The sequence below is a fragment of the Catellatospora methionotrophica genome (assembly GCF_011297335.1).
GTDB lineage: Bacteria > Actinomycetota > Actinomycetes > Mycobacteriales > Micromonosporaceae > Catellatospora > Catellatospora methionotrophica.
Genome location: NZ_JAAOTJ010000001.1, coordinates 1,405,269 through 1,420,239, shown reverse-complemented (window position 1 = coordinate 1,420,239; position 14,971 = coordinate 1,405,269). Strand labels below are relative to the sequence as shown.

General features: G+C 71.1%; 11 protein-coding genes. 9 read left to right on the top strand and 2 right to left on the bottom strand.

The annotated features are described in order from the left end of the window. Positions 1-50: 50 nt before the first annotated feature. The 3 genes from HAV40_RS06130 (at position 51) to HAV40_RS06120 (ending at position 4,030) form a co-directional block, all read left to right on the top strand. The gene (locus HAV40_RS06130; RefSeq protein WP_166379755.1) at positions 51-1,532 is read left to right on the top strand and encodes an MFS transporter; all 1,482 of its coding nucleotides are present in this window, start codon (positions 51-53) and stop codon (positions 1,530-1,532) included. Positions 1,533-1,657: 125 nt separating this feature from the next. Beyond that, a complete protein-coding gene (locus HAV40_RS06125; protein WP_166379754.1) occupies positions 1,658-2,842 on the top strand; it encodes an acyl-CoA dehydrogenase family protein in 1,185 nt (394 codons plus the stop codon). A gap of 15 nt (positions 2,843-2,857) precedes the next feature. Further along, positions 2,858-4,030: an epoxide hydrolase family protein gene (locus HAV40_RS06120; protein ID WP_166379753.1), complete on the top strand. Its 1,173-nt coding sequence runs from the start codon at positions 2,858-2,860 to the stop codon at positions 4,028-4,030. Between the two features lie 56 nt (positions 4,031-4,086). On the opposite strand, the gene HAV40_RS06115 is transcribed toward HAV40_RS06120, so the two are convergent. Then, the gene (locus tag HAV40_RS06115; RefSeq protein WP_166379752.1) at positions 4,087-4,884 is read right to left on the bottom strand and encodes an SDR family NAD(P)-dependent oxidoreductase; all 798 of its coding nucleotides are present in this window, start codon (positions 4,882-4,884) and stop codon (positions 4,087-4,089) included. A 212-nt stretch (positions 4,885-5,096) separates the two neighbouring features. Between HAV40_RS06115 and HAV40_RS06110 the strand changes: the two genes are divergently transcribed. Continuing rightward, the gene (locus HAV40_RS06110) at positions 5,097-6,017 is read left to right on the top strand and encodes a hypothetical protein (RefSeq protein ID WP_239086400.1); all 921 of its coding nucleotides are present in this window, start codon (positions 5,097-5,099) and stop codon (positions 6,015-6,017) included. Between the two features lie 3 nt (positions 6,018-6,020). Here HAV40_RS06110 and HAV40_RS06105 read toward each other — a convergent pair whose 3' ends face one another. Continuing rightward, positions 6,021-6,539, bottom strand: a complete 519-nt coding sequence (locus HAV40_RS06105) for a hypothetical protein (protein ID WP_166379750.1) — start codon at positions 6,537-6,539, stop codon at positions 6,021-6,023. 293 nt (positions 6,540-6,832) lie between these two features. On the opposite strand from HAV40_RS06105, the gene HAV40_RS06100 reads away from it, so the two are divergent. The 5 genes from HAV40_RS06100 (at position 6,833) to HAV40_RS06080 (ending at position 14,962) form a co-directional block, all read left to right on the top strand. Further along, positions 6,833-9,643: a PQQ-dependent sugar dehydrogenase gene (locus HAV40_RS06100; RefSeq protein WP_239086399.1), complete on the top strand. Its 2,811-nt coding sequence runs from the start codon at positions 6,833-6,835 to the stop codon at positions 9,641-9,643. 123 nt (positions 9,644-9,766) lie between these two features. Then, complete coding sequence (locus HAV40_RS06095) at positions 9,767-11,806, top strand: ThuA domain-containing protein (protein WP_166380107.1); 2,040 nt, start codon at positions 9,767-9,769, stop codon at positions 11,804-11,806. Between the two features lie 126 nt (positions 11,807-11,932). Further along, entirely contained in the window at positions 11,933-12,703 is a 771-nt protein-coding gene (locus HAV40_RS06090) for a hypothetical protein (protein WP_166379748.1), read from the top strand. Positions 12,704-12,951: 248 nt separating this feature from the next. Then, positions 12,952-13,527, top strand: a complete 576-nt coding sequence (locus HAV40_RS06085; protein ID WP_166379747.1) for a TetR/AcrR family transcriptional regulator — start codon at positions 12,952-12,954, stop codon at positions 13,525-13,527. Continuing rightward, positions 13,511-14,962 carry a nitrilase-related carbon-nitrogen hydrolase gene (locus tag HAV40_RS06080; protein ID WP_166379746.1) on the top strand — a complete coding sequence of 484 codons (1,452 nt, stop codon included), beginning with the start codon at positions 13,511-13,513 and terminating at the stop codon, positions 14,960-14,962. The genes HAV40_RS06085 and HAV40_RS06080 overlap by 17 nt, the downstream gene beginning before the upstream one ends. Positions 14,963-14,971: the final 9 nt, after the last annotated feature.

Below are 14,971 nucleotides of genomic sequence, written 5' to 3'. Positions count from 1 at the left end.
CACTGCCACGTCCGCCGGTCGCCCGGTGACCGTCGCCAAAGGAGATCACCATGAGCTCGTCCGAGCCCGACCGCGCCGTGCCCGATCCGCGGCGCTGGAAAGCCCTGGCCTTGCTGTGCGTGGCCATGTTCGTCGTGAACCTCGACGCGCAGATCGTGCTGCTGGCCATCCCGTCCATCGAGCAGGACCTCGGCTTCACCTCTGGCAGCGAGCAGTGGGTGCTCAGCGCCTACCTGCTCACCTTCGGCGGCCTCCTGATGCTCGGCGGCCGCATGGCCGACCTGCTCGGCCGCCGCCGGATGTTCTTCATCGGCACCACCATGTTCCTGCTCGCCTCGGTGCTGTGCGGGCTGGCGTGGACGGGCGAGGTCCTGATCGCGGCCCGTACGCTCCAGGGCGCCTCCGCCGCCGTGATGGCCCCGACCGCGCTGTCGATCCTGGTCACCACGTTCGACGAGGGTAGCGAGCGCAACAAGGCCCTGGGCATCTGGTCCGGCATCGCGGGCTTCGGCGCGACCGCCGCGCTGCTGGTCGGCGGCCCGATCAACGACCTGCTCGGCTGGGAGTGGATCTTCTTCCTGAACGTGCCGATCGCGCTGATCCTGCTCGGCCTCGGCCCGGTGCTGCTGCGCGAGAGCAGGGGCGAGCGCCGCAACGCCTTCGACATCGCGGGGGCCATCACCGTCACGCTCGCCCTGGTGCTGCTCGTCTACGCCGTGGTCGAGGCACCTGACGCCGGCTGGCTCAGCGCGCAGACCCTGGGCCTGATCGCCGCGTCGATCGTGGTGTTCGCGATCTTCGCCTGGGTGGAGACGCGCTCGGCCGCGCCGCTGGTCCCGCTGCGCATCTTCCGCAACGGCACCCTGGTCGGCGGCAACATCGTGATGCTGCTGCTGGGCATGATCGGTTTCGGGATGGGCCTGCTCGTGTCGCTGTACGCCCAGCAGGTCCTCGGCTACAGCGCCCTGATCTTCGGCCTGGGCATGGCCGTCATGACCGTGATGACGGTCTTCGGCTCGGCCGTCGGGCAGGCGCTGGTGACCCGGGTCGGCTTCAAGCCCGTCGCGGCCGGGGCGATGACGCTGCTGGGCATCGGCTGCCTGCTGCTGTCGCGGATCTCGCCGGACGGCAGCTACCTCGGCGACATCCTGATCCCGCTGCTGGTGTTCGGGCCGGGCCTGGGCGGCTGCTACGTCGCCGCCACCATCGCCTCGCAGACCGGCGTCGCCGCCGACGAGGCGGGCCTGGCCTCCGGCATCAACAGCGCGGGCTTCCAGATCGGCGGCGCGCTCGGCGTGGCCATCTGCTCCACCGTCGCGGCCTCGGTGACCGGTGCGGCCACCGGCACGGTCGCGATCAACGACGGCTTCCGGGCCGCGTTCATCGCCTGCGTCGTGTTCGCGGTGCTCGGCCTGGCCGTGGCGCTGCTGCTGCGCGCCAACCGCCCCGCCGCGTCCCCGGCCGCGCCCGCCGCCGAGGACGTGCCCGCACCGCGTACCGGCGCGCCGGTGCACGCCCAGGCGGGGGAGTGAGCCCGGCAGGCACACCGCACGGCTTAACGGAACATCGACCTAGAGCAATTTAAGAGATGTGCCGCCCGCTCGCGGGCGGCATTCTCATGTCTGGCCCAGGCCGCTGACGCTCTAGGAGGAGACAGGTGTCGATCACTGCCGCACCACCACGTAACGAGCTGGTCGAACGCGTCACGCGGCTGCAGCCACTGCTGCGCGCGCACGCTTTGTGGACCGAGGAGAACCGCCGTCTGCACCCCGAGTCGATCGAGGCGCTGGCCGACGCCGGGGTGTTCCGGATGCGGGTCCCGGCCCGCTACGGCGGCCTGGAGAGCGACGCGGCGACCATGGTCGCGGTCGGCGCGGCCGTCGGCCAGGGCGAGTCCTCCACGGCCTGGAACGTCGGCGTCTGGTTCACCTGCACCTGGATGGCGTGCATGTTCGCCGACGAGGTCCAGGACGAGGTCTTCGCCACCCCCGACGTACGGGTGTGCGGCGTGCTCAGCCCCACCGCGGTCGCCGAGCCCCGCAACGGCGGCTACGTCGTCAACGGCAGCTGGCACTTCGTCAGCGGCGCGCTGCACAGCCAGTGGCAGGTCATCGTCGCGATGGCGCCCGCGCCCGACGGCGTGCAGCAGATGCCGGTGCTGGCCATGGTGCCGATGGCCGACCTGGAGATCCAGGACGACTGGCGCACCGCCGGCCTGCGCGGCACCGGCAGCGTCACCACGGTCGCCAACGACGTGTTCGTGCCCGCCGCCCGGGTGCTGCCCGTGCCGCTGGTGCTGCAGGAGCAGTACGCCTCGCAGCTCAACGCCGCCTCGCCGGTCTTCCGCGCGCCGCTGATGCCGGTCGGGTGCGCCTCCTTCGTCGGCAGCGCGGTCGGCATCGCCCGCTCGGCGATGGACAACTTCCTGGAGCGCCTGCCCGGCCGGAAGATCACCTACACGGACTACGAGAGCCAGCGCCACGCCCCGCTGACGCACCTGCAGCTGGCCCAGGCGAGCCTGCTCATCGACGAGGCCGACTTCCACGCCCGGCGCATCGCCGACCTGCTCGACGGCAAGGACGCCAGCGGCGACACCTGGACGATCGAGGAGCGGGTCCGCACCCGCGCCAGCACCGGCCGCGCCTTCCAGCTGGTCAAGTCGGCCGTCGACATCCTCAACACGGCCAGCGGCGGCTCGTCGGTGTTCAGCACGGTGCCGATGCAGCGCATCGAACGCGACGTGCAGACCATGAACCTGCACGCCCTGATGCACCCGAACACCACCGCCGAGGTGTACGGCCGCGTGCTGTGCGACCTGGCGCCCAACACCCCCTTCATCTGAGCGAGAGGCAGGGCGATGTACCCGTTCCGTATCGACATCCCGCAGGCCGAGCTGGACACGCTGCGCCAGCGGATCGCGCAGACCCGGTGGCCGTCCGAACCGGCGGGCGTGGGCTGGAGCCGCGGCATCCCGCTGGACTACCTCAAGGACCTCGCCGAGTACTGGCACACCACCTACGACTGGCGCAAGGCCGAGGAACGGATCAACCAGTACGCGCAGTTCATCACCCGCATCGACGGGGCCAACGTGCACTTCATGCACGTGCGCTCGCCCGAGCCCGACGCGATGCCGCTGGTGCTGACCCACGGCTGGCCCGGCTCGATCGTGGAGTTCCTGGACGCCATCGGCCCGCTGACCGACCCGGTCGCCCACGGCGGCGACGCCGCCGACGCGTTCCACCTGATCATCCCGTCGATCCCCGGCCACGGCTTCTCCGGCCCGCTGGCCCAGACCGGCTGGGACATCCCGCGGGTCGCCCGCGCCTGGGTCGAGCTGATGAGCCGCCTGGGCTACGAGGAGTACGGCGTGCAGGGCGGTGACTGGGGCTCGTTCATCTCGCTGGAGATGGGCCGTATCGCCCCCCGCCAGGTCACCGGCGTACACGTCAACCTGCTGCTGACCCCGCCGTCGGGCGACCCGGCGGAGCTGGCCGGGCTGTCGGCCACCGACCGCATCCGGATCGGGCGGCTCGCCCGCTACCACGCCGAGCTGTCCGGCTACGCCCAGGTCCAGGGCACCCGGCCGCTGACCGTCGCGTACGGCCTGCACGACTCACCGGTCGGCCAGCTCGCCTGGATCATGGAGAAGTTCAAGGAGTGGACCGACTCGAACGGCGCGCCCGAGGACGCCATCGACCGGGACCTGCTGCTCACCAACGTGATGTTCTACTGGCTCACCGGCACCGCCGGGTCCTCGGCGCAGCTGTACTACGACTCCGGCACCTACCTGCGCCGCTGGTTCATGCCCGGCCCGCGCGACGTGATGACGGTGCCGATCGGCGTCGCGGTCGCCAAGCCCGACGTCACCCCGCCGGTGCGCCGTTTCGCCGAGCGCGATCTGCCGACCATCAGCCACTGGGCCGAGTACGACCGGGGCAGCCACTTCTTCGCCATGGAGGAGCCGGACCTGTTCACCCACGACGTGCGGCTGTTCTACCGGTCCCTGCGGCCGGAGTTCGCGGCCTCCTGACGCGGACGCGCGGGTGGGCCAGGCTCCGCATGAGCCGGCCCACCCGCGCGTGCCGTTCAGTCGACCAGCGAGCCGCAGGTCATGTTCGCGACGGTGCCGGTGACCGCGGCCGCCCGGTCCGACGCCAGGAACACCGCCATGTTGGCCACGTCGTCCAGCGTCGGCAGGCGCTTGAGCAGCGTGTTTCCCGCCGCCCCGGCGAGCATGTCGTCCAGCGGCACCCCGGCCCGCGCGGCGATCGGCTCGAACACGTCGCGGCTGTACGACCCGGCCGCGATCGCCTGCGGCACGGCGTCGGGGCGCAGGCACACCACGCGTACGCCGCTGCCGCCCAGTTCACCGGCCAGCAGCCGGGACGTCGCCTCGATCGCCGCGCAGGTCACCCCGAACCCGAGGAAGCCCGGTCCGGGCAGCTTCGAGCCGGGCGTCGACAGCGACAGGATCACCCCGGAGCCCTGCCTGGTCATGTGCCGTGACACGGCCTTCGCCGTCACGAACTGCGCCCGGGTGTAGGCGGTGATCGGGTGCAGGAAGTCCTCCAGCGACAGCTCCGCCAGCGGCGTGCCCTGCACGTGCATGATGCCGACGGCGTTGAGCGCGATGTCGATCGAGCCCGCGGCCTTGGCCATCAGGTCGGCGTGGTCGCCGACCGCCTGCTCGTCCAGCGCGTCGACCTCGGCGACCTCGGCGGCCCCGCCGTCGGCCCGGATCGCCTCGGCGACGGCCTCCAGCTTCGACCGGGTGCGCCCGGCCAGGTACACGGTCGCGCCCTCCTGGGCGAAGGCACGGGCCACGGCGCCGCCGATGGCTCCGCCGCCGCCGTAGACGACGGCGTTCTTGTTCGCGAGCAGCATGAATACTCTTCCTCTCGGGCGTGGTCCAAGCGGCCTAACGCGGCCGGTACGCGCAGGACACGTCGCGCCCGAGCGGTGAACATCACAAGAAGATCGCGTATCCCGAGCCCGCCCCTCTCCCGCGGAGCTACGCCCGGATCCGCTCCCGCTGCTACTGCGCACTATGGAAGAAGACATTTTTGCGGCTGGACACCAAGAATCCATTCATGTCCATGACTGAACAAACCTCCCGTGCCGTGCCCTCCGCAGCCGAGCCGCCCCGCTCGCGAACCGGCCTGATCGTCGTCAGCGTGCTGGCCGGCGTGGCGCTGGCCGTGCTCTGGTCCTACGAGTTCGTCGACCACGTCATCGGCGACAACGTCGCGAACACCCTGCTCGGCCACGACGCCAAGGCGACCGCGATCGGCGGCACCGTCGCCGGGCTGGTGTTCGCGTTCGTGTCGGGGCTGGCGGGCACCTTCACCGCCTGCAACATCGCCATGGCCGCCTCGGTCGGGCCGATGACCCAGGCCGGTGGGGCCACCCGGGCCGGGCTGCGCGGCCTGCTGCGCCCGGTCGGCTGGCTCACCCTGGGCATGGTCGCCGTGTCGGCCACGTACGGCTTCGTCGGCGTGCTGCTCGGCGACCGCCTCCCGCAGCTGTCGACCGAGGTCGTCGGCGGGCTGCCGGTGCGCCTGATCCAGTCGATGGTCGCATTCGGCGTCATCGGGCTGGCCTTCGTCTACCTCGGCCTGGCCGCGCTCGGGGTGCTGCGCGACCCGTTCGCCCACCGGCCCGCCGCGCGGGTGGTGACGCTGGGCGCGCTGGTCGGCGGCTTCCTGGTCGGTCGGCCGTACCCGCTGTTCAACAAGCTGTTCCACTGGGCCGTCGACACCGGCAACCCGCTGTACGGCGCGGGCGCGTTCGTGCTGCAGTCGCTGGGCAACATCGTGCTGGTGGCGGCGCTGTTCGCGCTGCTGGTGGTAGCGACCAGGGGCGGGTTCGTACGCTGGCTGACGGCCAGCCCGGCGCGCACCGCGGCGGTGACCGGCGCGCTGCTCATCGCCCTGGGCGTGTTCACCGTCGTCTACTGGGACGTGCGCCTGCCCGCCATGTTCGGCTACGGCTGGTTCCCGAAGATGCCGTACCGCTGAGTGTCATTCGCGCAGCGCGCGCAGCAGGCCGTGGCGGTGCAGCGACCAGGCCAGACGGCGCGCGGTGCGGTGCCGTGCGAGCAGCACGAGCACCTGGCGGGCCAGGGACAGGCGACGGTTCTCGGCGCCGTCCTCGGCCGCCTGCAGCAGCAGCTCGCGGACCTTGGGGGTGTCCAGCGCGGCGTGCAGCTGGGCGCGTACGCGGGGGTCGTTGAGGGCGGAGGCGACGGCGACGGCCAGGGCCGGGCGGTCGGGCAGGCCCTCGGCGACCGCCGCGGCGAGCTGGAGGCGGATGTCGTCGGACTCGACCAGCAGGAGCACCGCGCGGCGGATCTCGGGGGAGTCCAGCGCGGAACGCAGCAGGTCCATCGCACGGCGTTCCTGCTCGTGGTCGCGGTCCTCGGTGGACAGTGCGGCCAGCAGTGCGGTCACCTGGTCGAGGTCGATCAGGTGCTGCAGGCCGGTGCGGAACTCGGGCCGTTCCCAGGCGTACAGCAGGGCCCGGATCAGGTTGCGGTTCATGCCGCTCGATACCCGCTGCCGCCGGTCGCTGAAACCGGTTCGCGACCAGGGAGTCTGGTCCACTTTCGATCGTGGCGTCGTTACTTTCCGTTGAGACATCCGAAAGTATGGACACGTTGATGAAAAGTCCCTAGTGTGTCCGTCACAGCTCCACCTTGTTTCATCTATGTAACCGGCGGCGCGGTTACCCCTGGCCCACCCCGGCATCAGGCGCGTCGGCGCGCGCCCTGCCTGGCATACCCCCAGTCAGGAAGGGTTGGACGGCAATGTCCACTAGACACCCACGTAGACACATGACGCTCTGGCGTGCGGCCGCGGCCGCACTGTTGATGACCGGACCGGCCCTGGCGGCCGTGGCCACCACCGCCGCCCCGGCGGCCGCGCACACCATCGACCCGAGCAAGTTCCAGCAGGTCGAGATGGCCCGCGGCGTCGCCGAGATGGGCGAGCCGATGTCGCTGGCCGTACTGCCGGACCTGTCGGTGCTGCACACCGCCCGCAACGGCACCCTGCGCCGCACCTCGGCGGCCGGGACCACCTCCGTCGTCGGCACCATCCCGGTGTACCAGCACGACGAGGAGGGCCTGCAGGGCGTCGGCGTCGACCCTGGCTTCGCCAGCAACCGCTACATCTACCTCTACTTCGCCCCGCCGCTGTCGACCCCGACCGGGGACGCCCCCGCGACCGGCACCAGCTGGACCCAGTGGCAGGGCGTCAACCGGCTGGCCCGGTTCACCCTCAACGCCGACTTCACGGTGAACATGTCCAGCCAGGTCAACGTGCTGGACGTGCCCGCCGACCGGGGCCTGTGCTGCCACGTCGGCGGTGACATCGACTTCGACGCCGCGGGCAACCTGTACCTGTCCACCGGCGACGACTCGAACCCGTTCTCCTCCGACGGCTACTCGCCGCTCGACGAGCGCACCGACCGCAACCCGGCCTACGACGCGCAGCGTTCCGCGGGCAACACCAACGACCTGCGCGGCAAGATCCTGCGCATCAAGGTCAACGCGAACGGCAGCTACTCGATCCCGTCGGGCAACCTGTTCGCGCCGGGCACCGCCCAGACCCGGTCCGAGATCTACGCGATGGGCTTCCGCAACCCGTTCCGGATGAGCGTCGACAAGGCTACCGGCGTCGTGTACGTCGGCGACTACGGTCCGGACGCGGGCACCACCAACGCCAACCGCGGCCCCAGCGGGCAGGTCGAGTTCAACCGGATCACCTCGGCGGGCAACTACGGCTGGCCGTACTGCACCGGCGCGAACACCAGCACCGAGATCTACAACGAGTGGAACTTCGCGACCGCGTCCACCGGCCCGAAGTACAACTGCGCCAGCGGGCCGACGAACAACTCGTTCCGCAACACCGGCCTGTCCACGCTGCCCCCGGCCCGCGCGGCCTGGATCAAGTACGGCGGCGACAGCGGCACCCCGAGCGAGTTCGGCGGCGGCTCCGAGTCCCCGATGGGAGGCCCGGTCTACCGGTACAACGCCTCGTCGACCTCGGCCGTGAAGTTCCCGCAGGACATGGACGGGCAGTTCTTCGCCACCGAGTTCGGCCGCGGCTGGATCAAGCCGATCCACGTCAACGCCGACGGCTCGCGGGGCACGATCGACTCGTTCCCGTGGGTCGGCAAGCAGGTCATGGACTCGGCGTTCGGCCCCGACGGCGCGCTGTACGTGCTCGACTACGGCACCGGCTACTTCAACGGCGACGCCAACTCGGCGCTGTACCGCTTCGAGTACATCGGCAGCGGCAACCGGGCCCCGATCGCCAACGCGTCCGCCACCCCCACCTCAGGTGCGGCCCCGCTGACGGTGCAGTTCTCCTCGGCCGGCTCCTCGGACCCGGAGGGTGGCGCGCTGACCTACTCGTGGGCCTTCGGCGACGGCACGACCTCCACGGCGGCCAACCCGAGCAAGACCTACACCGCCAACGGCACCTACACCGCGACCCTCACGGTGCGCGACCCGCAGGGCGCGACCGGCGGCGACTCTGAGGTCATCACGGTCGGCAACACGCCGCCCGCGGTGACCATCAACAGCCCCGGCAACGGCCAGCTGTTCGCCTTCGGGGACACGGTCAGCTACTCGCTGACGGTCACCGACGCCGGTGACGGCACGATCGACTGCGCGCGGGTCAAGCTGACCTACGTGCTCGGCCACGACCAGCACGGACACCAGATCACCTCGAAGAACGGCTGCTCGGGCACCATCACCATCCCGGTCGACGGTGAGCACGACGACGCGGCGAACATCTTCGCGATCTTCGACGCGGAGTACACCGACAACCAGGGCCTGACCACGCACACGCAGCACACGCTGCAGCCCCGGCACCGGCAGGCCGAGCACTTCGGCACCTCGTCGGGCATCAACACGTTCACCAAGACGACCGCCGAGGGCGGCAAGACCGTCGGTGACATCAACAACGGGGACTGGATCTCGTTCACGCCGTACCGGCTGAGCAACGCGACCGGCTTCACCGCCCGGGTGTCCTCGGGTGGCGTCGGCGGCACGCTGCAGATCCGCGCCGGGTCGGCCACCGGCACCGTGCTCGGCTCGGCCACCGTTCCGGTGACCGGCGGCTGGGAGACGTTCGCGACGGTGACCGGCACCATCACGAACCCGCCGAACACCACCTCGCCGCTGTTCCTGACCTTCAGCGGCGGCACCGGGGCGCTGTTCGACCTGGACTCGTTCACGTTCACCACGGCCGCGGGCGTCGGCCCGGTCAAGGGCCTGGCGGGCAAGTGCCTGGACGTGCGCAGCGGCGCGACGGCCGACGGCACGCAGATCCAGATCTACACCTGCAACGGCACCGGTTCGCAGACCTGGACCCGCAACGGCCAGACCCTGCGGGCGTTCGGCAAGTGCCTGGACATCGCCGGTGGCGGCACCGCCGACGGCACCAAGATCCAGCTGTACACCTGCAACGGCTCCGCCGCGCAGAACTGGACCTACCAGGCCTCCGACCAGACGCTGCGCAACCCGCAGTCGGCCAAGTGCCTGGACGTGTCCGGTAACAGCTCCGCCGACAGCACCATCGTCCACCTGTGGACGTGCACCGCGAACGCCGCGAACCAGAAGTGGACCCTGCCCTGATCGACCAGGTCCGGGCGGGCAGCCCCGCCCGCCCGGACCGTCTCCGTCCGTGAAAGGAGCACCACCGTGCGAATCCTCCGACCCGCGCTCGGCCTGGCAGCTGCCGCGCTGACCGTGGTGGCCATGACCGCCGCCCCGGCCGTGGCCGCCGACGCCCCCTACGACGTGCTGGTCTTCTCCAAGACCGCCGGTTTCCGGCACGACTCCATCGCCGTGGGCACCCAGGCCATCCGTGACCTGGGCGCGGCGAACAACTTCACCGTCACCGCCACCGAGGACGCGGCCCAGTTCAACGCGGGCAACCTCGCCCAGTACGAGGCCGTGGTCTTCCTCAACACCACCGGTGACGTGCTCGACGCCACGCAGCAGACGGCGTTCGAGAACTACATCCGCTCCGGCAAGGGCTATGTCGGCGTGCACGCCGCGTCCGACACCGAGTACTCCTGGCCCTGGTACGGCAACCTGGTCGGCGCGTGGTTCGCCTCGCACCCGGCCATCCAGCAGGCCAATGTCAAGGTCGAGGACCGCGGTCACGCCGCGACCGGGCACCTGCCGCAGACCTGGACCCGCACCGACGAGTGGTACAACTACCAGACCAACGCCCGGTCCACCGCGAAGGTGCTGGCCACCCTGGACGAGTCCTCGTACAGCGGCGGCGGCATGGGCGCCGACCACCCGCACGCCTGGTGCAAGGCGTACGACGGCGGCCGCTCGTTCTACACCGGTGGCGGCCACACCCAGGCTTCCTACGGCGAGGCGAACTTCCGCAACCACCTGCTCGGCGGCATCCGCTACGCGGCCGGTCGCAGCAAGGCCGACTGCCGCCCCGAGACCGGTTACACGCCGATCTTCAACGGCTCGACCACGGGCTGGTCGCAGGCCGGACCGGGCAGCCTCACCAACTCCGACGCGACGCTGACCACGGTCGGCGGCATGGGCCTGTACTGGTACAGCGCCAAGCAGTTCACCTCGTACTCGCTGAAGCTGGACTGGAAGCTCACCGGCGACTCGAACTCGGGCGTGTTCATCGGCTTCCCGCCGTCGACCGACCCGTGGTCGGCGGTCAACAACGGCTACGAGATCCAGATCGACGCCACCGACGCGGCCGACCGCACCACCGGATCCGTCTACACGTTCCAGTCCGCCAACATCGCGGCCCGGGACGCGGCGCTCAACGCAGCAGGCGAGTGGAACACCTACGAGCTGCTGGTCGAGGGCGAGCGCCTGCGCATCTACCTCAACGGCGTGCTGGTCAACGACTTCACCAACACCAACCCGGTCCGCAGCCTGGCCGGTCACATCGGCATCCAGAATCACGGCGCGGGCGACACCGCCCAGTTCCGCAACATCCGCGTCAAGGAGCTGGGCACCCCGCCGACCGGTGACGTCACCGTGCAGGCGGAGTCGTTCAGCAGCCAGAGCGGCGTGCAGGCGTTCACCAAGGCGGGCGCGAACAACGGCCAGACCCTGGGCTACATCGAGCCGGGCGACTGGGCGGCGTACAACGGCGTGAACGTCGGCGGCGCGACCACCTTCCGGGCGCGCGTCGTGTCCGGCGGCGCGGGCGGCGGCATCCAGGTGCGCACCGGTTCCACCACCGGGCCGATCCTCGGCACCGTCGCGGTGCCCAACACGGGCAGCTGGAGCACGTACGCCAACGTGCAGACCACGCTGACCGGGGTGCCCTCGGGCAACCAGAACGTGTACCTGACGTTCACCGGGACCGGCACCGGCCTGTTCGACGTCGACGACTTCACCTTCGTGAAGACCGCCACGCCGGGCACCGGGCCGATCAAGGGCCTGGCCGGCAAGTGCCTGGACGTGCGCGGCAGCGGCACCGCCGACGGCACGCAGATCCAGATCTACACCTGCAACAGCTCCACGGCCCAGACCTGGACCCAGAACGGGCAGACCCTGCGCGCCCTGGGCAAGTGCCTGGACATCTCCGGCGGCAGCAGCACCAACGGTGCCAAGATCCAGCTGTGGACCTGCAACGGCTCCGGCGCCCAGAACTGGACCTACCAGTCCTCGGACCAGACCCTGCGCAACCCGCAGTCGGGCAAGTGCCTGGACGTGTCGGGCAACAACTCCGCCGACAGCACCGTCGTCCACCTGTGGACGTGCACCGCCGGTGCGGCCAACCAGAAGTGGACCCTGCCGTAACAGGCTGAGCGGCGGGCCGTCATGCCGGACGGCCCGCCGCTCATATCCGTTGCACGACAACGCGACCGGTGCGATCATGAGCGCCATGATCTCCTCTGTACGAAAGGGCGTGCGCGCCCTCGCGGTATGACCGCCCCGCGGCACGAACGTGCCGCCTCCTGGCAGCAGGCAGCCGCCGTCCGCGACGAATGGCTCGGCCACGGCACCGCCTGCGGACCGACCGGCGAGGCAGCCGCCGAACAGGCCGTCACCGCGCTGTACCGGCGTATCGGCCGCCCCCGGCCCGAGTTCGTGTGGGTCCGCTCTCCCCGCGAAGCCCAGCCGCTGGTCCAGCACCTGCCGACGCTGCAGGACCTGCACACCTGGGTCACCCAGCCGCCGCCCGGCCGCCGTCCTCCGCTGGCCAGTGACCTGGCCACATCCCTGGCCAGGATGCGCGGGGCGATGGACGACCGGATCGAGACGCCGCTGTTCGACCCCAAGCCGCCCAAACGCGACAAGGACCGGCCCTGGCCCGAGCTCTCCGCGGAAGCGGCCGTGGCGTACGGCGTCCCGTTCGTCGACATCGTGCGCCGCCACGTCCGCGACGCCCTCTACACCTCGCTCGCCCAGGGCTTCTACCTGCCCGGCAAGCGGCTGCTCGGCACACCCGGCCCCGTCTGCTGGTACGGCCAGCAGGAGGCGCACTGGATCGCCTACTACGAGGTCTGGCGACGCCTCGGCCTGGCCGTCTACGGCTCGGCCCTGGACAGCGAGCTGGACGGCTGGCAGGCGCTCGCCCGCTCGGCGGGCTGGTTCTGGCCCGACGAGCAGCGCTGCGTGATCTCGGCCCGCCCCGTCTCCGGCACGACCTTCGCCGACGGCTGGTCGATCACCACCGCCGCCACCACCGGATAACCGCTGCCGCTGTGACGTGCCCGTCGCCACGGGGGCAGGCGGGCACGTCATGGCTGGTCAGTTCCCGGGTCGGCGGGGCGTCCTCGGGGGTGGAGCCCCTTCCGCCATAGCCGACAGTCCCGCTCCGGAGCATATGTGTGTGGGCGGCCGCTCGTTTCGGGACGCTGTGGCGTCCCGAAACGAGCACGCGAAAACGCTGATACCTTCGCGGCTTGTCTACACCGTAGACTTAGGTCTACGGTGTAGACATGAGCGCGACCGCAGAACGGCTGGTGGGCATCGCCCGCGAGATCCTGCTCGCCGAAGGGGCTGCCGCGGTGAGCATGCGGCGGGTGGCCACGGCGGCCGGGGTCACCCCGATGACCATCTACCGGCACTTCGCCAACCGCGAGGCGCTGCTGTCGACCATCGCGGACGCCAGCTTCGCCGAGATCGCGCAGCGCTGGGCCGCCCGCCCGGCCGCCGCCGACTTCGACACGCGCGTGACCGAGCTGCTGGACGACCATCTCGACTTCGCCCTCGGCCAGCCCCACCTGTACGACTTCGTGTTCACCGATCCGCGCGACGGCGCGCGGCGCTGGCCGGACGACTTCCGGGCGGGCGGTTCGCCGTCGATGAACCTCGTCGCCGCCGCGCTGACCACCGGCATCAGGCAGGGCGCGCTGCGCGACCAGGACGTATGGCCGCTGGCGCTGACGGTCGCCGCGCTGATCCACGGCCTGGTCCAGCTGTTCCGGGGCAGCCGGATCGACCTGCCGGAGCCGGATTTTCGTGCCCTGGTACACCAACTCGTCGGGAAGGTGCTCGATGGCAACCGAGCTTGAGGTCGCGCCACCGCGCGCCGAGGACGCCCCTGAACAGGAACGGCGCTCGCCGACCGGGCTGGTCGCGCTCGCCGTCGTGGCGTCGGCCGCACTGGTGTGGTTCGGCACCGGACTCACCCCGATCCCCTGGCTGACCTGGCTCGCCCCGCTGCCGGTGCTCGCCGTCGCGGGGCGGATCCCCGGCCGGGCCGCGGCCGGGGCCGCGTTCCTCGCCTGGGCTGCCGGCGGCGCGAACATGTGGACGTACTACACCGGGACCCTGGAAGTCCCGCCGGTCGTGGTGACGGGCTTCCTCCTGCTGCAGGCGTTCGCCTTCGCCGGGGCCGTCGCGCTGTGGCGGGCGCTGCTGCGGCAGAGCAGGCCGGTTCTGGCCGCGCTCGCCGCACCGGCCGCGTGGGCCGGCGCCGAGTATCTGGTGTCGCTGTTCTCGCCGGGTGGCTCGTTCTCCGCCATCGGCTACACCCAGGCCGAGCTGCTGCCGGTGATCCAGATCAGCTCCCTGACCGGGATCTGGGGCGTCGGCTTCCTGCTCCTGGCACTGCCCGCCCTCGCGGCGACGGCGCTGGCCGACCGTGCGGCGTGGATCCGCCTGCTCGCGACGGCAGCCGTCCTGGCCGGGGGCACCGCCGGATACGGGCTGCTGCGCCTGCAGGACCCGCCCACGGGTCCGAGCACGACAGTCGCTCTGGCCGACGTGCGACAGTCCGAGGACTCCTTGCCGATCGCGACGCCGGAGGCGCAGCGGGTCCTGGCGAGCTACCTCGACCAGGCCGCGACGGCGGGGGCGGCGGTGCTGGTGCTGCCGGAGAAGGTGTTCAAAGTGACCGAGCCGGAACTCGCCGACCTCGGCGCCCGGATCAGCGCCGTGGCCGTGCGCAGCCGGATCACCATCGTCATCGGCCTCACCCTGAAGGACCGGGCCGGAGTGCACAACATCGCGATGGCGTACGACGGCACGGGCGCGGTGCGGTACGACAAGCAGCATCTGGTCACCGGGTGGGAGGACCACATGACCGCCGGGGACCGGCTGGTGTGGCTGCCCGGTTCACCCGTCGGCCTGGCGATCTGCAAGGACCTGGACCATCCCGAACTGGGCAGGCGATACGGCGGGCAGGGAACGTCGGTGCTGCTGGTGCCCGCGCTCGACTTCGGTCGCGACGGGCTGCTGCACAGCCGGATCGCCGTGGTCCGTGGCGTGGAGAACGGGTTCGCCGTGGTCCGGTCGGCGGGGCACGGGCGGCTGGTCGCCGCCGACTCCCGTGGCCGGCTGGTCGCCGACGAGGCCACCGGCGCGGGGGTCACCAGTGCGGTGGCGCTGGTGCGGTCCGGGTCGGGCGGCACGCCGTACGCCAGGTTCGGTGACTGGTTCGCGTGGCTGTGCCTGGTGTTCGTGGCGGTCTGCGTGCTCCGGCTGCGTCTGGCGCGGCCCGCCTAGGGTGGGGGC